Origin of the sequence: Chryseobacterium taeanense (assembly GCF_900099685.1) — a bacterium.
Classification (GTDB): domain Bacteria; phylum Bacteroidota; class Bacteroidia; order Flavobacteriales; family Weeksellaceae; genus Chryseobacterium; species Chryseobacterium taeanense.
Genome location: NZ_FNDW01000004.1, coordinates 232,261 through 256,836, shown reverse-complemented (window position 1 = coordinate 256,836; position 24,576 = coordinate 232,261). Strand labels below are relative to the sequence as shown.

General features: G+C 36.3%; 22 protein-coding genes and 1 tRNA gene. 14 read left to right on the top strand and 9 right to left on the bottom strand.

Annotation, left to right across the window (positions count from 1 at the left end; genetic code table 11):
- The first annotated feature begins 152 nt into the window (after positions 1-152).
- On the top strand, positions 153-965 hold the full coding sequence (locus tag BLR30_RS08295; RefSeq protein WP_089857030.1) for a hypothetical protein: 813 nt from the start codon (positions 153-155) through the stop codon (positions 963-965).
- Positions 966-1,139: 174 nt separating this feature from the next.
- Complete coding sequence (locus BLR30_RS08290) at positions 1,140-2,543, top strand: MFS transporter (RefSeq protein WP_089857027.1); 1,404 nt, start codon at positions 1,140-1,142, stop codon at positions 2,541-2,543.
- A 130-nt stretch (positions 2,544-2,673) separates the two neighbouring features.
- On the opposite strand, the gene BLR30_RS08285 is transcribed toward BLR30_RS08290, so the two are convergent.
- A complete protein-coding gene (locus BLR30_RS08285; protein WP_089857025.1) occupies positions 2,674-3,051 on the bottom strand; it encodes a hypothetical protein in 378 nt (125 codons plus the stop codon).
- 180 nt (positions 3,052-3,231) lie between these two features.
- On the opposite strand from BLR30_RS08285, the gene BLR30_RS08280 reads away from it, so the two are divergent.
- The 8 genes from BLR30_RS08280 (at position 3,232) to BLR30_RS08245 (ending at position 10,104) form a co-directional block, all read left to right on the top strand.
- Positions 3,232-4,107 carry a pirin family protein gene (locus BLR30_RS08280; protein WP_089857023.1) on the top strand — a complete coding sequence of 292 codons (876 nt, stop codon included), beginning with the start codon at positions 3,232-3,234 and terminating at the stop codon, positions 4,105-4,107.
- Between the two features lie 99 nt (positions 4,108-4,206).
- Entirely contained in the window at positions 4,207-5,109 is a 903-nt protein-coding gene (locus BLR30_RS08275) for a pirin family protein (protein ID WP_089857021.1), read from the top strand.
- 19 nt (positions 5,110-5,128) lie between these two features.
- Positions 5,129-5,662, top strand: coding sequence for an NADPH-dependent FMN reductase (locus tag BLR30_RS08270; protein ID WP_089857019.1), 534 nt, complete (start codon positions 5,129-5,131; stop codon positions 5,660-5,662).
- 10 nt (positions 5,663-5,672) lie between these two features.
- Positions 5,673-6,071 (top strand): OsmC family protein, encoded by a 399-nt coding sequence (locus BLR30_RS08265; protein ID WP_089857014.1) that lies wholly within the window; start codon positions 5,673-5,675, stop codon positions 6,069-6,071.
- 2 nt (positions 6,072-6,073) lie between these two features.
- Complete coding sequence (locus BLR30_RS08260; protein ID WP_175443626.1) at positions 6,074-6,373, top strand: GNAT family N-acetyltransferase; 300 nt, start codon at positions 6,074-6,076, stop codon at positions 6,371-6,373.
- 155 nt (positions 6,374-6,528) lie between these two features.
- On the top strand, positions 6,529-7,968 hold the full coding sequence (locus BLR30_RS08255) for a sodium:solute symporter (protein WP_089857012.1): 1,440 nt from the start codon (positions 6,529-6,531) through the stop codon (positions 7,966-7,968).
- Between the two features lie 252 nt (positions 7,969-8,220).
- Entirely contained in the window at positions 8,221-9,072 is an 852-nt protein-coding gene (locus BLR30_RS08250) for a transketolase (RefSeq protein WP_089857009.1), read from the top strand.
- Positions 9,073-9,159: 87 nt separating this feature from the next.
- The gene (locus tag BLR30_RS08245; protein WP_089857000.1) at positions 9,160-10,104 is read left to right on the top strand and encodes a transketolase family protein; all 945 of its coding nucleotides are present in this window, start codon (positions 9,160-9,162) and stop codon (positions 10,102-10,104) included.
- A 152-nt stretch (positions 10,105-10,256) separates the two neighbouring features.
- Here BLR30_RS08245 and BLR30_RS08240 read toward each other — a convergent pair whose 3' ends face one another.
- The 3 genes from BLR30_RS08240 to BLR30_RS08230 form a co-directional block, all read right to left on the bottom strand.
- The gene (locus tag BLR30_RS08240) at positions 10,257-10,634 is read right to left on the bottom strand and encodes a hypothetical protein (protein ID WP_089856995.1); all 378 of its coding nucleotides are present in this window, start codon (positions 10,632-10,634) and stop codon (positions 10,257-10,259) included.
- 67 nt (positions 10,635-10,701) lie between these two features.
- Complete coding sequence (locus tag BLR30_RS08235; protein WP_089856993.1) at positions 10,702-11,172, bottom strand: Lrp/AsnC family transcriptional regulator; 471 nt, start codon at positions 11,170-11,172, stop codon at positions 10,702-10,704.
- Between the two features lie 133 nt (positions 11,173-11,305).
- Entirely contained in the window at positions 11,306-16,102 is a 4,797-nt protein-coding gene (locus tag BLR30_RS08230) for a translocation/assembly module TamB domain-containing protein (RefSeq protein WP_089856991.1), read from the bottom strand.
- Positions 16,103-16,106: 4 nt separating this feature from the next.
- Between BLR30_RS08230 and tsaD the strand changes: the two genes are divergently transcribed.
- Together tsaD and BLR30_RS08220 are read left to right on the top strand one after the other, a co-directional pair.
- Complete coding sequence (tsaD, locus tag BLR30_RS08225) at positions 16,107-17,123, top strand: tRNA (adenosine(37)-N6)-threonylcarbamoyltransferase complex transferase subunit TsaD (protein WP_089856989.1); 1,017 nt, start codon at positions 16,107-16,109, stop codon at positions 17,121-17,123.
- Complete coding sequence (locus tag BLR30_RS08220; protein WP_089856972.1) at positions 17,123-17,821, top strand: RsmE family RNA methyltransferase; 699 nt, start codon at positions 17,123-17,125, stop codon at positions 17,819-17,821. Before tsaD ends, BLR30_RS08220 begins: the two co-directional genes overlap by 1 nt.
- Positions 17,822-17,836: 15 nt before the next feature.
- Here BLR30_RS08220 and BLR30_RS08215 read toward each other — a convergent pair whose 3' ends face one another.
- Positions 17,837-18,517, bottom strand: coding sequence for a TrmH family RNA methyltransferase (locus BLR30_RS08215; RefSeq protein WP_089856970.1), 681 nt, complete (start codon positions 18,515-18,517; stop codon positions 17,837-17,839).
- Between the two features lie 80 nt (positions 18,518-18,597).
- Between BLR30_RS08215 and BLR30_RS08210 the strand changes: the two genes are divergently transcribed.
- Together BLR30_RS08210 and BLR30_RS08205 are read left to right on the top strand one after the other, a co-directional pair.
- Entirely contained in the window at positions 18,598-19,614 is a 1,017-nt protein-coding gene (locus BLR30_RS08210; protein ID WP_089856968.1) for an asparaginase, read from the top strand.
- Positions 19,615-19,668: 54 nt separating this feature from the next.
- A tRNA-Ser gene (locus BLR30_RS08205) sits at positions 19,669-19,755 on the top strand.
- Positions 19,756-19,944: 189 nt separating this feature from the next.
- Here the strand turns inward: BLR30_RS08205 and BLR30_RS08200 are convergent.
- The 4 genes from BLR30_RS08200 to BLR30_RS08185 form a co-directional block, all read right to left on the bottom strand.
- Positions 19,945-20,631: a hypothetical protein gene (locus BLR30_RS08200; protein ID WP_089856966.1), complete on the bottom strand. Its 687-nt coding sequence runs from the start codon at positions 20,629-20,631 to the stop codon at positions 19,945-19,947.
- Between the two features lie 393 nt (positions 20,632-21,024).
- Positions 21,025-22,560: a M20/M25/M40 family metallo-hydrolase gene (locus BLR30_RS08195; RefSeq protein ID WP_089856964.1), complete on the bottom strand. Its 1,536-nt coding sequence runs from the start codon at positions 22,558-22,560 to the stop codon at positions 21,025-21,027.
- Positions 22,561-23,034: 474 nt separating this feature from the next.
- Entirely contained in the window at positions 23,035-23,784 is a 750-nt protein-coding gene (locus BLR30_RS08190) for a hypothetical protein (RefSeq protein WP_089856962.1), read from the bottom strand.
- Positions 23,785-23,969: 185 nt separating this feature from the next.
- The gene (locus BLR30_RS08185) at positions 23,970-24,572 is read right to left on the bottom strand and encodes a hypothetical protein (RefSeq protein ID WP_089856956.1); all 603 of its coding nucleotides are present in this window, start codon (positions 24,570-24,572) and stop codon (positions 23,970-23,972) included.
- Positions 24,573-24,576 lie beyond the last annotated feature (4 nt).

The following is a 24,576-nucleotide window of genomic DNA, read 5'->3' as shown; positions in this document are numbered from 1 at the left end:
CTTCAATCTGAGAAAAAATTTATCAATCCTGTAGCAATACAGGATTTTCTTTTGAAAGAACCTTAATAATATTGTTAGAATTTAACCGTTAATCAAATATATTATCTAATAAATAATTATATTTGGAAAACGAAAATATCAATTATAAAAAAATGAGAAGAAACATTACTATCTTATTTGCTTTGTTATCCATGACTTTGGCTTTCGGACAAGGAAAATACGGCAGATATCTTAGCTCCAAAAAACTTGCAATGGTGTATAAAAGGGTAAAGGATGCTGATAAAGAAGACTTTTATCAACAGTACTATTGGCTGGTAAAGGCAGAGCAACTGAAGACATATCCTCACCTGAAAGATATAAAACCTAAAATTTTATACGAATTCGTAAAAAAAGTAAATCCTCAGAACCCTACTAAAAAACTGGATGCAAGAGGAAAAGAATTAAGAGAAACAGCAGAATTATCTTTGAATCAGTATTTCAAAAATAAAAATCTTGATAATAATTCTGTATTAATGTATAATCTTGAAACCTACGTAGATCCTTCAAAAGGACAGTATTACACAAAGGTCGATGCTGAAAGAATCAAAGAACTTGTACCGAAAGAACTTTTTGCATTCAACTCCAACAACAGAAATACAGGAGAAGATAAAACATACTATCTTTGGATTGATAAAAAGAAAGACGATTTCAACATCGTAGACATTATTCCTGACGAAAAAGAGAATAAAGCTTTCTATGCAAGATTAAAACAATATCTTCCCAGCTATAAATTCTCGAAATACGTTCCTTCCGTAAAAAAAGGTACAAAAACGGACAAAACCGATAAAGAATATTATTACATCATGCCGTTTGAGCAAAATACCGACAATATCGAGTACAAAACAAAAGACTTCAAAACTTTCGAGCTGAGCCAGTACAGAAAAGCCGGCGACGAATGGAAAGGCGTTGAAAAACCAAGAAAATAATATGAAAGTCCTGCGAATTTCGCGGGACTTTTCATTTGATAATATTTCGATATCCGAAAAGTTCGGTAAAATTTTAACGTAAATCAATTAAGGAATAAATATTGCTTCAAAATGAAATTATACTATTCTTTGAACTAAAATAAATCTGGATATTGATTTTCCAGTAATCAGAAAATGTCAGATGTAATTTCGCAGCCCAATTCGATAAAAAAAATTCTACCCCTGATCCTGGCAACTGCTATCTTCATGCAGATGTTGGATTCTACCATACTAAATACTTCTCTGCCTGCCATTGCAAGGGATCTGAAAGAGTCGCCACTTAATATGCAGAATGCGATTATTAGTTACGTCTTAACATTAGCAGTCTTTATGCCGGCCAGCGGATTTCTCGCAGACAGATTTGGAACGAAAAAGATTTTTATTTTTTCATTAATATTATTCAGTGCAGGCTCATTGCTCTGTGCATTATCTCAGAACCTTACTCATCTTGTAATTTCACGGGTCGTTCAGGGTGTAGGCGGCAGTCTGATGACACCTGTGGGAAAATTAGCCCTGATAAAAACATTTGATAAAAATGAATTGCTTAAAGCCATGAATTTCGCCATCATTCCTGCGCTCATCGGTCCGGTTTTAGGACCCTTAGTTGGCGGATATATGGTTGATTACCTTTCTTGGCACTGGATCTTTCTCATTAATATTCCTATCGGTATTATGGGAATAATTTTAGGCTTAAAATTCATGCCCAATTACAAATCTGCAGACGTAGATTTTGATCTGAAAGGATTCCTGATTTTTGCTGCTGCTTCACTCCTACTTTCAATTTCTCTGGAACTTTTCGGAGATCTTCAGAATACAACACCTGTATTGGTTGTTTTTATTCTTGGCTTTCTTTTTATGTATTATTATTACCGTCATGCGAAAAAAGACGAGAGTCCTATTTTTCCTTTAAACCTATTTCAGGTAAGAACTTTCAGGGTAGGAATCGTTGGAAATCTGGCAACAAGACTTGGAATCAGTTCCGTTCCTTTGCTATTGCCTTTAATGATACAGATCGCATACAAACAATCTGCCGTTACATCCGGTTGGATTATAGCGCCTATGGCTCTTACCGCAATATTCGGAAAATCTTATGTCATCAAAATTTTAGATAAGTTCGGATATCGTCAGACACTCATGACCAATACTTTTATTATCGGGACATTAATCTGCCTTTTGGCAATCCCGGATATTAACACTTCGTTGTATTGGTTTGTGCCTATCATCGCTGTGTTAGGATTTTTCAACTCAATTCAGTTTACATCGATGAATACCATTTCCATTGCAGATTTACGAAATTTTCAGACCAGCAGCGGAAATTCCCTTTTGTCCGTTAATCAACAGCTTGCGGTTGGTTTCGGAATTGCATTCGGACTGATCGTTTTAAAAATATTTGAAAATTCTGACCTTATTCAGGGTGAATCTCATAACGCATTTCGATATACTTTCCTTACGATTGGAACCCTTACTATTATTTCCGGATTTGTATTCCGTAGACTTCATATCTCGGATGGAAAAAACATGAAATCGAAGGAAGACTAAAATTACACAGATTTATTATTTTTAATTACTTTCCGGATCTTTTCATTACCAAAAAGTTTAAAAAGACACTATAAAAAAACCTCCGAATGATGTCAACATAGCGGAGGTCTAATTATGATAATAATGAAATTTAAGCATTAAAATGCTCCTTTACCTTTTCCAGCACCTGTTCATCACTCATCTGCTGAGCCGTACCAAGCTGAATTTTCAGATTCTTAAACTGTGGAGTATCCTCAAGATAATGTTTAAATTCCTCCTGAATCGTGCCCGGCCCTATGATGTAAACTTGCTGCGAATTGATGAGCAAATGTTCAATTTCTTTGAAGTACTTCATCTTATTTGTTTGTTCCGCATTATTGCCGGCATTTTCACTAGAGTTTCCATGCTGAATTTCGGCTTCTACAGGATCACAAAGGAAAAATTTAAAAGCATTCTGTGCATCATGATTTTTAACGACAATGGCTTTTTCTTTATCCACCCAGATTCCCGCTAATTTTTTTTCTGACATAATTTAATATTTTAGTGATACATTATGATAACAAGAATGATGCAAAGTAGGCGTTAAGGGCTGTTAAAATATCACAGTCACAGTTCAGTATTTATATAGTATTAGCTTAATTAAATATTATCACACATCAATGCATCTGTTCTTTACCTGACTTACCTTTGTACTATAATACCAAACATTATGGCAACTAAAGAAATCGAAAAAGTTGTATCTCCAAAACCCGCTCATTTTGTGGGTGATGGCTTCAGAGTTCATAATTTTATTCCGGGAATGACTGGTCTGGATATGAAGAGAATGGATCCGTTCATCATGCTTGATTATAATTCAAAATTTCATTTTAATGGGACAGAGCAGCCGCGAGGTGTAGATGTGCATCCACACAGAGGTTTTGAAACGGTGACCATTGCCTATAAAGGACGTGTACAACATCACGACAGTGCTGGCGGTGGAGGAATTATCAGTGAGGGAGACGTACAATGGATGACAGCCGCAAAAGGAATTCTTCATAAAGAATATCATGAAAAGGAATGGGCAAAATCCGGAGGAATTTTTCAGATGGTTCAGCTGTGGTTAAATCTTCCGTCCGTATATAAAATGAGCTGCCCAAAATATCAGGCTATTCCCAATGCCAAAATGACTAAAGCTGACCTTGCCGAAAACGGATATATTGAAATTATTGCCGGAACATATAATGACCAGAAAGGTCCGGCTTCTACATTCAGCCCTGTTCATGTTATGAATGCAAAACTGAAGAAATCAGGAAAAGCAGAATTTAGCTTTCCTGCAGATTATAACACAGCTGCTTTAGTCATCGAAGGAAATATTACGGTAAACGGAGATAAAGAAATTCCGGTTAATCATTTAGTTCTTTTCAAAAACGAAGGCGAGACATTTACAATTGAAGCACAGGAAGACAGTATTATACTTATCATCAGCGGTATGCCTTTGAACGAACCGATTTATGCTCACGGTCCTTTTGTAATGAATTCAAGAGAAGAAATCATGCAGGCTTTTGAGGATTATAATCTGGGAAGATTCGGTTATCTGGCAGATTAATTTAACTTAAAGTTCAAATCTGTTTATTATTTTTCCTTATTTTTATGGAAAATGTTTACCGGATTCTATTATTATCAGCTTAATAAAAATTAATATATCATGTCGAATATCGGACTTATTATAGAAGAAAAATCAGCAGACATAGGAAATTTTCTGGTGGGCAGACTTTTACCTTTCCGCGAAAAGAGAGCAGTCGGACCCTTCGTTTTTATAGATCATATGGGACCTGCTGATCTCAATGATTATCAGAATCTTGATGTGCCTCCTCACCCTCATATCGGGCTTTCTACCCTAACTTATCTTCTGGAAGGTTCTATATTTCACAGAGACAGTATAGGCAGCGCCGTTGAAATTCAGCCGGGAGCGGTAAACTGGATGACTGCCGGGAAAGGCGTGGTGCATTCCGAAAGAACACCGGAATATTTAAGACATTCGGATAAACGACTGCACGGATTCCAGATCTGGGTAGGCCTTCCGAAACATCTGGAACAGTCGGAACCCACTTTTCATCATAGTGAAGCAGAGGAAATTCCTGTTTGGGAAGAAAACGGAATTCAATACAAACTGATTGCAGGCGAAGTTTTCGGCAAAAAATCTCCGGTTCCTGTTCACAGCAAATTGTTTTTTATTGAAATAAAAACAAAAGAAGTCAAAAAGATCAGCATTGGAAAAGATCTTTACGGAGAAGCCGCCATGTATGTTCTGGATGGAACGGTAACTACCGACGGTAATTCTTACGGTTCCAAGCAGCTTATGATCGCCAAAGATACCAAATTGTGTGAGTTTGATATGAGTGAAAATGGTACCGTTTATCTTTTCGGAGGCGAGCCTTTTGATGAAGAGCGCTTTATATTCTGGAATTTCGTAAATTCAGACAGAGAATTGATCGAGCAGGCAAAAGTAAACTGGAACGATCAGAATCATGAGGCTTTTCCGCTTGTTCCGGGAGATGAAGAAGAATATGTACCTCTTCCGAAAGCTATTTTAAACAGAAAATCTTAGGAAGAAATAAATTTTAGTTATGAAAATATTAGCATTTGCAGGAAGCACTTCTTCCACATCAATCAACAGAGAACTGGTAAAGTTTGTTTTAAAAGACTTTCAGAATGATGAAATTAATTTAATTGATCTAAATGATTTCGATATGCCTGTGTTTTCCGTTGACCGCGAGAAGAAAGGTTTTCCGGATGCAGCCCATCATTTTTTAAAGGTTATTGAAGATTGCCATGTGATTATCTGTTCTCTGGCCGAGCACAACAAATCTTACACTGCCGCTTTTAAAAATGTTTTCGATTGGGCTTCAAGAATCAATGTAAAAGTTTTTCAGAATAAACCGATGTTATTAATGTCTACTTCTCCGGGAGGATATGGCGGCGGAAATGTGATGAATACGGCAAAAACATTTTTCCCTCAATTTGGTGCAGATATCAAAGAAACTTTTTCATTGCCTAAATTTTACGAAAATTTCGATCTGGAAAGCGGTGTTATCGATCCCGAAATGCTAAAAGAACTGAAGAAAAAAATAGAAAGTTTTAAAGTTCAGGTCACAAACTAAACTGAAGATCATGCCCATCATCGTAAAAGCAAGCTTAGGCAGAGAAAAATATTACACAGAAGTGATTGCCGGTGAAAACACCCTGATTACGGATGAACCACTTGATAAAGGTGGCGGAAATAAAGGCTTCAACCCCTTTGAAATACTGGCAACATCGCTGGCAAGCTGTACTGCCGCGACCCTCAGAATGTACATCGACAGAAAAGAATGGAATATAGAAACGATCAATGTAGAAGTTGAACTGGAAAATTTCCCATTGACAAAAAGGGCTATTTTTAAAAGAAATATTGCTTTTGAAGGCAAGGTTATTGACGAGGAACGTATAAAAAGGCTCCGCACAATAGCAGATGCCTGCCCTATTCACAAAATACTCACTAACGATATAGAAATATTAACCAAATTTTCATAAATATGATTGAAGTAAAACATAACAACAACGAGAAAAACGGAAATTTTGAAGCATTTATTGACGGAAACCATGCAGGGCTTATGACCTATACATGGGCTGGCGACGACAGATTTATCATCGATCACACTGAAGTAGAAGAAGCTTATAACGGAAAAGGAGTCGGAAAAGAAATGCTGCTTTCGGCGGTAGATTTTGCAAGGGAAAGCGGTAAAACTATTATTCCACTGTGTCCTTTTGCTAAAGCTACTTTCCAGAAACATGAGGAACTTCAGGATGTTCTGGTCAACAAAACGCAGGCTTGATTTGAAATTAAAGCTCAGGCTAAAATCAAAGATTAAGGTAAAATAAATTCTTACTTACTATTACAACTCCTTTCGGAAAATATCCGGAAGGTTTTTTCTTTTTTGAGCAGAATATAAAAAAACTATATTTGCTAAAATTTAAATTAAATAAAAGCATGTCTCCGATTATATTATTATCCATTATCGTCGTCTATTTCGCTTTGCTGCTCTGGGTGGCTTACAAAACCGGAAAAGGAAGTGATAATGAAAGTTTCTTTATCGGAAACCGTAAAAGTAATTGGATGCTTGTTGCATTCGGAATGATCGGAACATCTCTGTCCGGTGTTACCTTCGTAAGCGTTCCCGGAGCGGTAGGAAATGATAAATTTTCGTATTTACAGATCACATTAGGTTATCTGATTGGCTATATCGTAATTGCGTATGTCCTGCTTCCTTTATATTACAGACTCAAGCTGACATCCATTTACGGATATCTTCAGCAAAGAATGGGACAGCTTTCGTATAAATCGGGTGCCTGGATTTTTATTGTTTCCAGATTGGTCGGTGCTACGGCAAGGCTGTATCTTGTTGTCAATATTTTACAGGTAGCCATCCTGGATAGTCTAGGCGTACCATTTATCGTTACGACTTTGATTATTCTGGCGATGATTATTCTTTACACATACGAAGGAGGCGTAAAAACGATTGTCTGGACAGATACTTTACAAACCTCTTGTATGCTTCTGGGTTTGATTATCTGCACGGTTTATATGCTGAACCATCTGGGATTGAGCCTTGGTGACAGCTTTACCGCAATGAATGAAAAGGGTTATACGAAAATTTTTGATTTTGATCCTAATCAGAAAAGTTTCTTCATTAAACAAATCCTTGCAGGAGCTTTTATCACGATTACCATGACAGGAATCGACCAGGAAATGATGCAGAAAAGCCTTTCGGTAACAAGACTGAAAGATTCTCAAAAAAATATGGTGACTTTAGGTTTTATTTTACTTGGTGTCATCTCATTATTCCTTTATCTGGGAGGTCTTTTACATCTTTATGGCGCTCAGGAAAATGTTTCCAGTGCAGGAGATCAGCTGTTTCCGGACATCGCGTTAAATTATATGCCGCCATTCATTTCGATTATCTTTATCATTGCATTGATTTCAGCTTTATTTCCAAGTGCAGACGGAGCGATGACAGCACTTACCTCATCTCTGTGTATCGATATTTTTGGAATGAAAGAGAAAACGCACTGGGATAACGGAAAGAAAGAGAAGTTCAGAAAAAAAATTCACCTTCTGGTTGCGTTGTCTTTTTTAATAATGGTCATCATTTTTAAAGTGATTAATGATAATTCGATGATCGGACTAATCCTTAAGCTGGCAGGATTTACGTACGGACCACTTTTAGGCTTATTCGCCTTCGGAATTTTCACGAAATATAAAGTCAAGGACAAACTGGTTCCTTTTGTATGTATTGCAGCTCCTGTTATTTCTTTCTTTATTGATAAGTATCAGGAAACACTTTTTGGAGAATTTAAAATAGGATTGGAACTCTTAATCATTAATGGTTTGCTAACATTTCTCGGACTTTGGCTTATCAGGAGAAAATAATTTATGTTTTATACATATTTATTACATTTCACTTATCATTTTCAAATGAAAAATTTAGTAATAATAAAAATATGATGATGTTTAAGTCATACTCCTTTAGATTATTAAATGTAAAATTAAATTACCTTACAATTAAAAATACTTATCATTAAAAATACGTTAAAAGATAAAAATCCGGGTACAAATCCGGGTTTTTACATTTCCGTAAGCCGCTAAAAAATTGTAGATTTGTGTGCATATAAATTCTAAGCAATGAGTAAAAGCATCGAAGAGTTAAAATCTCTTACTACGCAAATCAGAAGAGACATCTTAAGAATGGTTCACGCTGTGAATTCCGGTCACCCAGGTGGAAGTTTAGGTTGTACTGAATTCTTTACAGCCCTTTACGGAAAGGTAATGAATTATAAACTTCCTTTCACGATGGAGGGTAAAAATGAAGATCATTTCTATCTTTCAAACGGGCATATTTCTCCGGTATTCTATTCTACTTTAGCCAGATTCGGATTTTTCCCGGTGAATGAATTGGGAACATTCAGAAAACTGGATTCCAGACTTCAGGGACACCCGACTACTCACGAAGGACTTCCGGGGATCAGAGTGGCTTCAGGATCTTTGGGACAAGGTCTTTCGGTTGCTTTAGGTGCAGCTCAGGGCAAGAAATTAGACGGAGATACTTCTTTGGTATATACTTTACAGGGAGACGGTGAATTGCAGGAAGGGCAAAACTGGGAGGCTTTCATGTATGCCGCTTCTAAAAAAGTTGATAATATCATTTCAACAATCGATTACAACGGACAGCAAATTGATGGAAGCACAGACAACGTTCTTTCGTTAGGGAATCTCCATGCAAAACTTGAGGCTTTCGGATGGACAGTTCTTGAAGAGAAAAATGGTAACGATCTTGAAGCGGTAATTGCAATCCTTGAGAAAGCAAAAACTGAAACCGGAAAAGAAAAACCTGTAGCTATTATTCTGCACACTCAGATGGGTAATGGAGTTGATTTCATGATGGGATCTCACGCTTGGCATGGTAAAGCTCCTAATGATGAGCAACTGGAAACAGCATTCAAACAATTGTATTTAGAAGCTCCTGCTGACTATTAATAATAAATGATGAGTGATAATTGATTTTAGAAAATTATTCATCAATTATCACTCATCATTAATCAATTATAAAAATTTAAAATCCTCATGAAATTTACATATACAGAAAAAAAAGATACACGTTCAGGATTCGGAGCCGGACTTGCTGAACTTGCAGATACTCATCCAAATGTAGTTGCACTTTGCGCAGACCTTATCGGATCACTAAAGATGGAGAAATTCATTGAAAAAGCTCCTGAAAGATTCTTTCAGACAGGTATCGCAGAAGCGAATATGATGGGTCTTGCTGCAGGATTAAGCATCACAGGGAAAATTCCTTTTACAGGAACTTTTGCCAACTTTTCTACATCGAGAGTGTATGATCAGATTCGTCAGTCTATTGCTTATTCCAATAAAAATGTAAAAATATGTGCTTCTCACGCAGGTCTTACGTTAGGAGAAGACGGAGCGACTCACCAGGTTTTGGAAGATATCGGAATGATGAAAATGCTTCCGGGAATGACAGTAATCAACCCTTGTGACTACAACCAGACAAAAGCTGCAACTTTGGCAATCGCTGATTTTGAAGGCCCTGTTTATTTAAGATTTGGTAGACCGGTAGTTCCAGTTTTCATCCCTGAAGATATGCCATTTGAGATCGGAAAAGGAATTATGCTACAAGAAGGAACTGATGTTACAATCGTTGCAACAGGCCACTTGGTTTGGGAATCCTTAATTGCTGCTGATGAGCTTGAAAAAGAAGGTATTTCTTGCGAGGTAATCAATATACATACGATTAAACCTTTAGATGAAGAAATCATCTTAAAATCGATTGAAAAAACAGGAAAGATTGTAACGGCTGAAGAACACAATTATCTTGGCGGCCTTGGAGAATCCATTGCAGGAATGCTTGCAAGAAAAAGACCGACAAGACAAGAATTTGTTGCTGTAAACGATACATTCGGAGAATCTGCAACGCCTGCGGAACTAATGAAGAAATATAAAATTGATTCAACTGCGGTGAAAGAAGCGGTAAAGAGAATTTTAGCGTAATCAACTAAGAATAAATATATTTAAGTCTCCATTTTGGGGACTTTTTTTGTTAGTTGTAAGTTCCAGCCAAAGCCTCTTATATTGAAAATGAGAAAGCGAGCTAAAGCCCGCTCCTATTAATATTAAAAACTATCTTTTATCTTTTTACAAAATCATCTGAAAAATTTCCACTTCGGAATAATGGCCAGCATTCCGAAACCTGTAAAAAGAAAGAGATTGGTTACATCTGTGTACAAAAACGTCGACAGATAATAATTGTGCATAAAGAAATGCAAAACCAACAACGCAGGAAAGGCGAAGATGCCTATTTTTCTATAGAAAAACATAAGTACAAGACTTACAACCATTAATGCATCAATCACAAAAACAGTGTAAGCATACCAAGCCGGAATATTCAGAGTTTCGTGCTGCAAATACTCATCAAGATCAATCCCAAATCCCATAACTGTAAACAACAGCAATGCTGCAAATGCCAGAATAAATCCCCATCCTTTTTTCGGATCTTCGTCAAAATAGCTATATTCTTCCATAGGTACAAAAATAAAGAACTTATGAGAAATTTCATAAGTTCTTCAATATAATTCTTTTTAAATACGATTATACGTAGATTGCATTAATTAGTCTGTTTTTGTCGCTTAAGTATTCTTCCATAGAAATCATACTTTCGGTTCTCATTACATCCTGAATATCATCAATTTGATAGATAATTCTCTTAGCATCATCAGTATTTTTAGCTCTTACCTTACAGAAGATATTGTACTTTCCTGAAATTACGCTTGCTTCGATTACGTTTGGAATGGTTGACAATTCTTTCAGAACTTCCTGAGTTCTGTTTGATTTTGTTAAAAGAATTCCGATAAAAGCTGTAAAGTGATAGTCCAGCTTTCCATAATCGATGTTAAGAGATGATCCCAAAATAATACCTGCATCCTCCATCTTTTTCACTCTTACGTGAATTGTACCAGCGGAAACATCCATCTGCTTAGCAATTTCTGTAAAAGGCATTCTTGTGTTTTCTACTAAGAAATCAAGAATCTTCTTGTCTATTTCGTCCAGTTGATAGTTCATATTAGTTAATTACAATTTTCTTAAAAAAACAATGTATTTTTTGCAAATTTATGAAAAATAATTTAACTAAAAAATTTATACCAAACATTAACAATAATTAACACATATGATAAAAATCATTATAAATTTGAGACTATTTTGTATTTGATTTTATAGAATCTGTTTTTGTCTCAGGTTTATCTTTAGATGCTTTTTTATCTTTTTTCTTCTTTTTAAACAAAGAATTAAAGCTCTTGCTCCACACAATACCCCCTCCATAGGCCTGATTAGCAGTTCCATTTGATCCTGCCCCATTAATAACTCCAATATTTGATGGTTTAGAATATCCTCTTAAAATAAGACTTCCGTCATTTTTCTTAGAGATATCATATTCAATAGTTCCCTCTCCGGAGAGATAGTTAGCCTCTGTATTCTCAGTTTTGGTAAGAGGAATTCCTAATCCGGTCTTTACTTTAACTCTAGGTGAAAAAGCAAAACTTACCCCGGCATTTGCACGGTCTCCTCTGTTTGAGTACTGGTCTCCTTTTACATAATTAAGATCAATCTGAAATTCATTACTCATGGTATTCAAAACAGAACCTAATTGTTTTAAAAGCATATTGTATCCTGAAGATTCTGCAACACCTGCCACGTCAACGTCTACACCTCCGGTCTTGGAGACATTAAAGCTGTTTAGAAGCAATACAGATCCGAATTGGAGTACTTTTTCTCCTTCCTGGCTCATTTTCGCAGCCAGGGTTTCTTTTACCTGACTGGAAACATCTAGTGCCGTGACATTAAGATCAACTTTTGGATCTACGAGAGATTGCGTAATATTTGCCTGAAGCAAAATACTGATAGGCTGCAAACTTCCCATATTAAGGTATTCTCCTGCATTGGATACCATCCTTACATAATTTGCTTTAATATCAAGCGCAGGCTTCATCGCATCACCATCCCATCTGATACTGCTACCTTTCTCTATCTGGAAAGTTTTATTTAAAATAGCTTTGGAAACAAAAGTACCATTTTCTACCCTGTACATCCCGTTCATGGCAATATTCCCCTGTCTGCTCATCTGGAAACGCAGTTTTTCTGCAGCACCTTTTACTGTGATATTTCCTACATCATCACCGATAAGAACATTCACTGTAGTTCCTTTATCTACATCCAAAGCAAAATCAATATTCATATTGGCACCGGATTTTTTCTTTTCTTCGAGAGTTACGAGACCGTCTTTTCCTTCCTTAAGGAACCTCAGCATTTTAAATTCTTCAACATTGGATGTTGATCCTGAATTGAATGTAAATGTACTTCCGCTAAGCGCTTTCATATTTGGAGTAGAAAGGCTTAAACCAGATACAGGACCGTCAACATACAGATCTCCCTGTCCGTAAACTCTTCCCCAGAAAAGATCGTAATCTTTCTGCGTGGTATTTAAAACCAATAAATTATCTGCTCTCATTACGAGGTTGACTCCCATTGAAGAAAGGGTTTCAAACTGAACCGCACCGGAAATATTCCCTTTTGAATTTGTACGGCCATCATGCACTTCAACATTATTGAGAATCGCTAAACCTTTTGTAAGTGGAATTACCGTATCATCAAAGGAGTAATCGACACCGGTAAACAGAAGTTTCAGACCGAAGCCTTTTAAGGCAATATCACCACTATAATCCAGATCATTGAATTTTCCGCTGATCTTAAGATCTCCGGTAGCTTTTCCTCTTAAATTACCAAAAACACTGGTAACAAACTGCTGAGCGAAAGATATATCAAAATCTCTCATTTCCGCAGTAAGATCAATAATTGGTGATGAAGCATTATTATTTACAGTTCCGGTAACATGAAGACTGTTGTTGCCGATAACTCCGGCAGAGTTTACTTTAACATCTACATCATATACATTTAAAGAAAATCCGTTGGTGGCAGAAATCGTAATATCTCCCATATCATTTCCATTCATCATGATATCGTCGATCGTCATATCTACTAAGGGCTGTAGCGTACTTTTATCCATTCTGATTTTCACACTTCCATTGGCAAGACCTTTTATATTCATTGAATTTCCTCCCGGCTGCATTTCCATCAGTTTTTCTATGGCAAAATCATCAACTTCAGCGTCAATATAAAAATCTTTCGCAGATTTAAACTGAGCCTCTTTTACAAATAATGCACTTTTATCCGAATAAATTCTAAGATTTCTAATGTCGAAATCTTTTTCTTTTTTACGGTATGTAATGGAATGATTAAGCTCCGGGCTTGTATCAACAGCCCATGTTACATCATTAAATTTAACCTCGGTCGGTTCAAACCGGAATACAAAATCACCTCCGGCATTGGTAGACTGATTGATGTTGATTGCATATTCTTTCAGGTTATCATCAAGTTCATCTTCAGGGCTTCCATACTTGAATTTTGTTGCAAGATGAAGAACCGTATTGTTTTCATTTCTTCCGCTTAATGTGAGATCTTTAATAATATTTTTATTGTATTGTAGTCGATTGATCTTCGCAAAAATCTGCTCATCAAGATTGGCCGTATTAATTCTTACCATCACACTGTCTACCATTGCGCTATCTCTGGTGATGTTATCTCTTTCATTAATCGTGTACTCAGGATTTGCCGCAGCCAAAGCTTTATCAGCCTCGGTTATTTCCTGTTTTTTTGTCATGATATATTTTAAGGACGCAGCATCGAGATTTAATATAAGATTATTAGAATTTCCATCATACTGACCCTCAACTTTTGCGCCCTGTGGCAATTTAAGATCAGGCAGGAAATAGCTTACCAACCCTTGCTGCACATCAAAATTCATGGCAAAACTCTGACCTCTGTATATTTTTCTAGGGTCGGGACCTACAAGGATTTTATTTAATCCGTTCTCCACCATTCCTGAAAGATCGCCAAGGTTGTATCTCCCTGAAATTTTACCGTTTACAGCACCAGGAGCATCAACATCTATAACCCTTCCTCCGTTTTCTATGAAAGTTTTCAGCTTGGCAGTAGGAATAGAATATTTCTGAGTTGCTGTCGTAAAATTAATTCCATTTGCGTCTACATCTAAAGTAAGATCATTGATCGAAGACATAGCCATTTTACCCATTACTTTCCCGCTTAAAATCTGAGTTCCGGGTTTGTTGGTGAAATAATTTATATTGAGATAATTAACATCAGCATTTACATTCATTAAAATTCTTGAAGTGCTGAAATCGATTAATCCTTTAATATTTGCTTTTGCCTGTTCGTCATTGACTGTGATTAATCCGTTATATTTTTTATGATCCAGCAGACCTTCCAGGTACACATTATTGATCTCTTTATTCATGATATCAATACTGGCAATTCTCGATTTGGTAGTGATTTTCATCGTATTCACATCGAAGCTCTGACCATTGACATCAAATCTTCCGGAAATCAACCCGACTGATTTATTTTTTGTAATAACAGAAGTATTTAAATCTTTAACCTCAGCAATTCCCACGTATTTAGGCATTGAAGAACTATAATCGGTTAAAGAAAACTGAGTGATTTTTGCCTGCCCTATTCCTGTCATCAAATTTCCGTTGGCCACATACACCCGATTAGGATTTACACTTGCTGTTCCGTTATATTTCAGCTTACCGAAATCATCAGCAAAATTCTTCATCTTCGTTGAGATAAACGAAGGCATCATCGCTTTCAGATCTTTATAGGTAAAATCTGCAGAAAGATCATTCGTTTCAATTAAAAAATTACCTTTCAACAGATTATTGACTTTCATTGATCTTGTCGCGATATTCACGTCAGGATTTCTGATCAGGAAATTATCAAGCTTAAAATTATTTAGCGGACCCGCCATTTTTCCGGAAATGTTAAACGGCTTGAAATTGTCCCAGTTGGTCACGAAATAACTGATATCATAGCCACTCAGCTGACTTCCTTGTATGAGATTCATCTCCCATTTCACTTTATCGGCAAAATCTGCCCAGGAGCCGTCATCATGAAGGTTAAATTTAATATCTCCCTGTAAAAGTGAATGATCCGTGTTTAGAGTAAGATCCTTTAAAGAAAGATAATCAGGTGTCATCGACAGTTCCGTTGAAAAAGTGTCCACGAAATGAGATTTGTCCCATCGTGTCGTCGTAAAAGACATATTGTTGATGAGTGCTGAAATATTTCTTCCGTTTACTTTTACATTTGGGGCTTTCAGATTAAAATTGGTTGCGGTGAGCCACTTTCCTTTTTCTCCCGGTGAGTTCAAATTCACAATAGAAACTTTAGAATCTAAAATCTGTAGTCTTGAATCCAGCTGAAAAGCAGGCTTGCTGGGATCTCTTTTTTTACCGTTATCGAATAACTGTGTAAAACGGATAAAGTTTGAAATGCTGTCGCCTTTATATGTAATGACTTTTACATCTGCATTTTTTAAGGTTAAAGAGTTAAAACTTAAAGAATTATTTTTAGTGATATTTTTAACAAGAGAAAGCCAGTTGGAATTGGCAATAAATTCCTTTGACTGAATAAAATCGTATCCTTTATAATCTTTTATTTTTAATCCTTTGATCTTTACATTTCCGAAAAAATTCACCTCAACACTTTCTGTTGACATCTGCGCCTTAAAATCTCTGTTCACAATCTGTAAAGCCTGATCGGCCGCCCATTGTTTGGTAACGGGAAGATTAATCGCAATGAAAATGGAAACGACAAGACCAAGACCGAGCCAGAAAAGGATCAACAGAAGACGAGCCCACCAGGAATAGCTGGTCACGTCTTTTACCGCCTGTTTTCCGAATTCTTCAGCAGTTTCTACAGGATGCTTAATGGCATCCGAAGCCAGCTCAGAAGCTTCTTTCACGGTCTCCTTTACTTTGTCTCCGGCATTTCCAACCGCTTTTTGTACCTGATTACCTAGGTTTTCAGCTACTGATTTTTTGTTCTCATTCTCGTTATTATTCTCTAACTTTGCCATTATTATGAGCGACTCTATAATTTTAGGTATTGAATCGTCTTGCGACGACACATCAGCAGCTATTATCAAGGGAAATTCTATTCTGTCGAACATTGCTGCAAATCAGGCGATCCATAAAGAATATGGCGGTGTTGTTCCTGAGCTTGCATCACGTGCTCATCAGCAAAATATTATTCCGGTTGTTGAAAAATCTCTAACTAAAGCAAATATACAACAAAATGCAATTTCCGCGATAGGCTTTACCCGCGGACCCGGACTTTTAGGATCTCTTCTGGTAGGAACTTCCTTTGCTAAGTCTTTGGCAATGAGTTTAGATGTTCCGTTAATTGAAGTAAACCACCTCCAGGCGCATATTTTAGCGCATTTCATTGAGGATGCAAATCCTATGCCGCCCAAATTCCCATTTTTATGCCTTACGGTAAGCGGAGGACACACGATGATTGTGCTGGTGAAAGATTATTTTGAGATGGAAATCATCGGAAAAACGACCGACGACGCAGCCGGAGAAGCTTTCGATAAAATCGGAAAAATATTTGACCTTGATTATCCTGCAGGTCCGATTATAGACAGGCTGGCAAAAGAAGGCAATCCAGATACATTTAAATTCAATAAACCGAAGCTTGAAAATTACGATTATTCTTTCAGCGGAATCAAAACCTCCGTATTGTATTTTATCCAGAAAGAAGTAAGAAAAGATCCTGACTTTATCAAAAATAATCTGAATGATCTGTGCGCTTCCGTTCAGAAATCCATCATTGAAATCCTGATGAACAAACTGGAAAAGGCAGCAAAAGATTTAGATATTAAAGAAGTTGCCATTGCAGGTGGCGTTTCTGCCAATTCAGCATTAAGGAAAGCGATGGAAGATAATCATGAAAGACTCGGCTGGAATATTTACATCCCAAAATTTGAATATACCACCGATAATGCCGCAATGATTGCCATGGTAGCTCAACTGAAATTTGAACGGGGAGAATTTACAGATTTAAGAACGAGTGCTACGGCAAAATACGATTTGTAATGAAATTATTCTACGGAGAAATTGAAGGAAATAAAGTAACGATCAATAACGAAGAACAACAGCATATTGTAAAAGTTCTTCGGATGAAGGAAGGTGAAGCAATTCATGTAACCGACGGAAAAGGAAATCTTGCTTCCGGAAAGCTGATGATTGAAGGTAAAAAAGCGAATATTATCGTTGATGAGATCAAAACTGATATGCCAAACTTTAATCCAGCATTACATATTGCGATTGCCCCTACCAAGAATATCGACCGTATTGAGTTTTTTATTGAAAAAGCAGTGGAAATGGGTATTTCAGAAATTACATTATTACAGACTGAAAAAACCGAACGCAAAAACCTGAATATCGATAAACTGCGAAAACAGGCAGTAGCTGCTTCCAAGCAAAGTTTAAGATTTCATTTTCCGGTCATTAATGACAGCATTAAAATTCAGGATTTCTTAAAAAAGATTCATCCTGAAAATACATTTGTAGCACACTGTCATGAAAATCTTCACAGGATCGCATTAAAGGAAATCCCAACACTCGATCACATCACTTTTTTGATTGGCCCTGAAGGCGATTTTTCCGAAAAGGAAATTATGACGTTGGCGGAACACCATGTAAAAGCCGTTTCTTTGGGAAATCAAAGATTGAGAACGGAAACAGCGGGAATTTTTGTTGCAGCGTGGAATTATAATAATATGGAATGGTAAAGGTTTCTCAATGAATTAAGAAAAAACCTTTTCGAGATTATTATCCTTTAGATATTTATCAAAAATCTCCTGCCCGCTTCGTATAGAATTAACGGCCCATCGAATTTTCATTTTCAGAAGTTTTTCTTCATTAAGTTTATAATTTAAATCAGATCTTATAAGCTTTTGTTTCAACTCATACATACAGATGGACGCAGCAACCGAAACATTAAAACTTCTGGTAAAACCATACATCGGAATAGCCAGAGTTTCATCTGCAAAATCAAGAATTTCCTGGGAAACCCCTTCCATTTCTGTCCCGAAAACCAAGGCGACAGGTTCAGTGATTTTGTAGTCTGGAAGCATAGTGGCATTATTCTCTAGTGAAACAGCCAATATTTTATAGCCTCTATCACGGATTTTTTGGAAAGATTCCATATTTCTGGGAAGCTTTTCGACCTCAACCCAGGTATCGGCACCTTTTGTAACACGAAGATTCGGTTCAAAACTATATTCCTCCTGTAAAGCTACCACTTTATGAAAACCACACGCTTCCACAGAACGTACGATTGCGGCTGCATTTCGGAACTGGTAAATATCTTCCACGACAGGAAGTACAAAATCTGAGCTTTCCTGAGAGAAATGTTCAATTTTTGCCAATCTTTCTTGCGTTAAAAACTGTTTTAAATATTCAAAAGTTTTTGCTAAATCTTCCATCCATTTTCAAATCTTTGCAAATTAACGTAATTTTGAGGAATCCTCCTGAAAGAGGTATGGAAATCTAATAAAATTCATGTATGAAACGAAAAGTCCTTTTGATCTATACCGGCGGAACCATCGGGATGGAGAAAGATTATGAAACCGGAAGCCTGCGCGCATTTGATTTTGGGAACATCTTTGAAAAAATGCCTGAAATGACGCTGATGGAATGTGAGGTTTTCGTTCATCCTTTTGCAAAGCCTCTTGATTCATCCGATATGGGTCCGGAAGAATGGAAAATTATCGCTCATTATATTCATAAAAACTACAATAATTATGATGGTTTTCTGATACTCCATGGAACAGATACTATGTCTTATACGGCTTCAGCACTGAGTTTTATGTTGAAAGGACTAAAAAAACCAGTGATTCTTACCGGTTCCCAGCTCCCGATCGGAGATCTTCGTACAGATGCCAAAGAAAATCTGTTAACAAGTCTTTATTATGCCAGCTTGTATGAAAATGATGAAGCGGTAATTCAGGAAGTTGCGATTTATTTTGAATATAAATTATTAAGAGGAAACCGTACGCTGAAATATTCTGCGGAGTATTTTGATGCATATGCCAGTCCGAATTACCCTATTTTGGGACAATCCGGAGTACATTTAAATATTATAAAAGATAATCTTCATCGTTCTGGTTCTACCGTAGATTTCCATGTTGACGATCATATTTCTGAAGATATTATTTTCTGGAGAATTTTTCCGGGCATGAACTTGAATCATTTTAGAGAAATCCCTACAATGAAAGTGCTGATTCTTCAGGTATTTGGCTCGGGAACGATTTTCAGCAGTGAAAAAACAGTGGAAACCCTTCAGCAGATCAGGAATAACGGAACGGAAATCGTCGTAGTAAGTCAGTGTATTTCAGGAGGGATATCGTTCGGAAAGTATGAAAACAGCAATATATTTTCCAGAATCGGAGCCATCAGCGGAAAGGATATGACGGCAGAAAGTGCTATTACTAAAGCCATGCACCTTATCGAGAATCCGAATTATCAGGGAAGTTTCGCAGAAAACTTTTCCAAAAGTCTTTGCGGAGAAATTTCACACTAATTGCATTAATAATTTGGAAATCCAATAAATTCCATTATTTTTGCAGTCTCAAATAGAGAGGTGTCCGAGTGGTTGAAGGAGCTACCCTGGAAAGGTAGTATACGGGTAACTGTATCGAGGGTTCGAATCCCTTCCTCTCTGCAAAGAAAAGCGTTGATTATTTTCAATGCTTTTTTGTTTTTACCAAGGTTAAGCTATTAAAGCTCATTTTTAATTCTTCATAAAATTTTTACATAAAAAATCCCAGCCTGCAATGACCGGGATATTCATTTGAAAAGTCTCAACCCCTTTCCAAACTATAATTTAGCTATATGATGTTGGTGTATTAGTTTAGTTGCATAAGGTAAGGAACTGGTGGTTTATTTGTACTTTGAATTTAGCCTCGGATTTCAGCTTTACGTAAATCGTACTTTCAAAAAGTTCTAATTCTTTTAATTTATGGTCGATATATTCTGCGATCTGAACGATTGAGAATATAAAATCTCTGTAAACAGCCATATTTACCGTTTGTCCGTAAACAGGAAAATAAGCTTTCAGGAATGGCAGCGTCGACTGATGTTGACTGTAATTCACGCAATATCCGGCACCCTCTCTGGAAGTAATGACATCATAATCGTTAATCAAACTCATTACATCTTTGTCCTTGTTTTCGGAAATATGTCTGTTGATCTTGTCTAAAATATGCTGTGCATATTCCATCATGGTAATGGTTTTCCACTCAAACATATGATTCATATTTCTGGAGGTTTTAGGTTTTTTACCATTATCACAACCTGTACAGAAAGAAAGTCCAATCTTATCGTAAGAAGGAAAGAAGCAATCCTTGATCTGAATGGAAGCGTCTGCCTGAAGCCTGCCGTTCGCAAAATTATAATACAAATAAGGACTGTATAATTCTGAAAGTGCTTTCAGGTAATCGGTCTCGGATGTATTATGATATTTTTCAAACCATTTTTCAAGGTTGTTGTAATAGTGGTTGTGAAATTCATTAAAACTTAAATATAATGGCAGTTCCATAGCTTCGTTGTTTTGATATGACAAAGCTAATTGGGTAATGCGTCAAAACTTGACGTATTATTTTTTATTGAAAAACTTTTTTTAAGTGGTTTGTTTTGAACGCAAAGGAGCCCTAAGTTTTTCTTTTAAATGATTGAGGATATTTTCGTTTGCAAAGGCGCTCCACTCAGCAAAGGCCGTGAAAATACTTTTGCCGCACTCAGACAGTGGAATTTTTTTAACGTTCACAAACTATTTTTCTTAGCGCTTCGGCTTCCTATGTCGGCTTTTAGGGTGTTTATTGTTTGAGATCCTTCGACTTCTTCGCGTTCATTGCTAATACTATCTGTGTTATTTATCATCTACCTTTATCATTCATTACTTGCTTATTGCTCATTGCTTATTACCCATCATCTATTGTTTATCATAATTTCTCATGATATATTCAAAGTAGTGGATCATTTTCATGTAGTTTTCTATGCTGAGATATTCGTTAGTGCTGTGGATGGATTGTTTTTCGGCATTGTTTATTTTAATAGGCATGAATCTGTAGATGTTTTTGCCGACAATCTGGTATTTGTACGCATCTGTTGCGCCAACGGTGAGGTAAGGGGTAGCAATTGCTGAAGGATGAATTTCTTTAATGGCAGATTCTATTAATTTAAAAGCTTTTGTATTGGTTGGGGAAACGGCTGAAGCTTCTTTAACGGTATCAATTTCTTCTATTTCGACATCAAATCCTTTGGTGGCTTCGGCAATATGCTGTTTAACGTCTTTTACGGTATTTCCGGGGAGTAGCCTGAAATTAACTACAAATTCCACTTCAGGGGAAAGGACGTTGGGAGCATCACTCCCTTTCATCATGGTGAGGGCGGTCGTGGTACGTACCAACGCGTTGGTCGAATTATTTTTGGTGAGTTGGGAAAGAAGGATGGGCTTCAATAGCCATTGGTTGGCGATGGCCATCCTGTTGACGAAAGACATTGATCCGCCAACATTAGTGAAGAACTGATTAATAAGTGGTGTCACGGTCGGCTTCATCTGGTCTTTTTCAAGACGCTGCATGATGATCGCCGCTTTTCCGATAGCACTTTCTGTGGGAGGCATTGAGGAATGTCCACCGAGACCTTTGACTTTGATTTTAACAGAAAGGAAACCTTTTTCTGCACACCCGATCACGGCGACATCTGAGTTGATTCCATTGACACTCCCCTTTTCAAGAATTAAACCACCTTCGTCATATACTGCATCAAACTCAATATTTTTATTTTTAAAGTGCTCAGCTATTTTCGCAGCGCCTTGTTGTCCGCCGACTTCCTCATCAAATCCGAAAGCGAGGTAAATATCTCTTTGAGATATATGTTTTGTTTTGATTAGATTATTCATGGATTCCAGAAGAGAGAAAAGCATTCCTTTCATATCTATGGAACCTCTTCCGTAGATTCTTCCGTTGGCCACTGCTCCGGAGAACGGTCCGAAATCCCATTCTTCAGAAACTTCCGATACGGCAGGCAAAGGCTTATCATCAGGTCTGAAAATATTTTCACTTTTATTTTTCACCTCGGCCTCACCGGGAGGAACAACATCGGTGTGGGAAAGGAACAAGATGGGGTTAAGGGAAGGATTGCTGCCTTTCAGTCGGAATACCAAACCGTAAGTATTTACTTCAACAAATTCTGTATTCTGATAAACGAGGGGATAAGAAGCTTTTAAATATTGTTTAATAGTATCGAATGGGGAGTAATTAAATTCGCCCAGTTCACCAGATGAAACCGACGGGATCTTCAGTCCGCCTGATAGTCTCTGAATAGCGGAATCATCTTTCATCATTTTCCATCCATCGGAAGTATTGGCATTAACTTTTTTAAAGGGATAGGTAAATGTTTTGATTAAAACAATAATGATGAGGAGAATAATAATGCCAACTATGATGAAGATGAGTTTTTTCATGGGAGTTCCGGATTTGGTTATTTTAATTGTATAATACCTTTTCTGTTGTGCAGTTTAATAGTTTTGGATAAAGCTTATCAAGCTTTTGTTTTCAGCTTCTAAGTTATTAAATTACTGAACAATATTCTAAAAGGTATTATTCAAGTTGACTATACCTAAAACAAAGTTCAAAACATTTTACCTGAAGTTGCTAAAATACTAACCGCAGTTAGTAAAATCATAAACAAAGTTGCTCACATCTAAATTAAAGTTAAGAAAAGTATAACCAAAGTTGCTCACATCACACTCACAGTTGCAAGAATATTCATCGCAGTTGCTCATATTATACTTAAAGTTGCTCGTTTTAATCACAAAGTTTAAAAAATATAATCCGAAGTTGATCATATATACTTTGAAGTTGCCATAAACAATAATTCCTGTCTAAAAATTATCTTTCATGACAGGAATTCGTTCGAGGATTTTTAAATTTTAGATTTATGATTTTACCTTAGTGAATAAGATGCTGGAGATCTGTTTATATTGAGGACTTATAGCTCCGAAAACTGATTTTACATATTGTTTCACTTCTTTTGCAATCTGACACAATCCGGTGAGGTCATTATACAACACCTGATCTCTGGATAACCTTGCATTGGAATATTCGGTATTAGCATGAATAAGGGCAGTGTTCTTGTTTTTCATATCTGCCAGCTTATCCTGTAAGGCACTCGTCTTTAATTCTTCTTCATTGGGATTGTAAGCAGCGCTTTGTTCGAGTACCTGAATTAAATTGGAGAAGTGATTGATCTTGCTGTCGTAGCTCTGTTGGGAAGTCGAGATGGTTCTTGTTGGATTCTCGGTTTCTTCACCTGACTTTTCTGTTTCCGGTTTTGCTTTTGTTCTCCCCTGCAGCTTTTTGTTGTAGGATTTGGCATTGCTGAGCATTAGAGGATTTGTTTCTGAAACAGCCAATGCGTTAATTACTTTTGTCGCCAGCGGATTCAATTCTTTAAAAACTTCAACCCGCTGATTGGTGGCATTATCAAACAGCGTTTTTTTGGTTTGTGCGTCGTTCAATTTTAAGAGGGCATCTTCATATAATACTTCAAGACTGGAGATTTTCAGTTCTTCTTTTACGGGATTGTATTTGTCGCCATAGGCTGTACAAAAAGAGATGAGATCCTGAAGGTTAGCGATGTTTTTAGAGTGTCCTGTTTCGCTTACAGAGCTTTTCGTGTTTTTCATATTTATGTTCTTCGTTACAGTACAAATATATATTTTTATTTTATTATTTTGCGGAAAACGAAAATTAACGATTTGATTTCCAGAATTATATAAAATATTTAATCTTTTATTTCAATTTGAAGAATTGTTTTCATGGGAATTGAAAAACCACTGCAAAAAATGCAGTGGTTTTGATAATAATAACATCATTTTTCAAATCTGAATGTATTATTTATTTTAATTTCTTCTTCATAAGAACCTTTACTAGAGTTTGAGGTATTTAATTTTCTACTCTCGTCTTTTATTGTTTTTTTTATTCTGAGAGTTTTAGCATCAAGAACTGAGCTTACAAAAATATTATTATGATAATCGTACTTTGAAATAGTTAAAGTATCAATAGATTTTTGTTTTTTAATATCATAAGTTATCAATATTTCAACTTCATCAAACTTTTGATAAGTCATTTTATAAACCATTAAACATATACTATCATTTATATATGATTTATTCCTGAATTCATATATTATTGAAGTTAGTTTTTTATCCACTGGTGCCTCTAAAAATTGCTTCACTAAAGGATAAGGAATAATCTTGGGATGTTTTATATCTTCAAAACTATTGGTCCCCTGTAATAAATTATGAATATCAACAGTTACAAAATTTTTTTCAAAATTGTTTCTATCTACTTCTGACATTCTTTTATCTGAAAGTTTATTTAGCTGTTTTTCCCGATTCATTTTATCTGAATTACTTTCTACTTTAATACAATTAAAAATAATTAATAAAGCTATTACTGATAAATATTTCATTCTA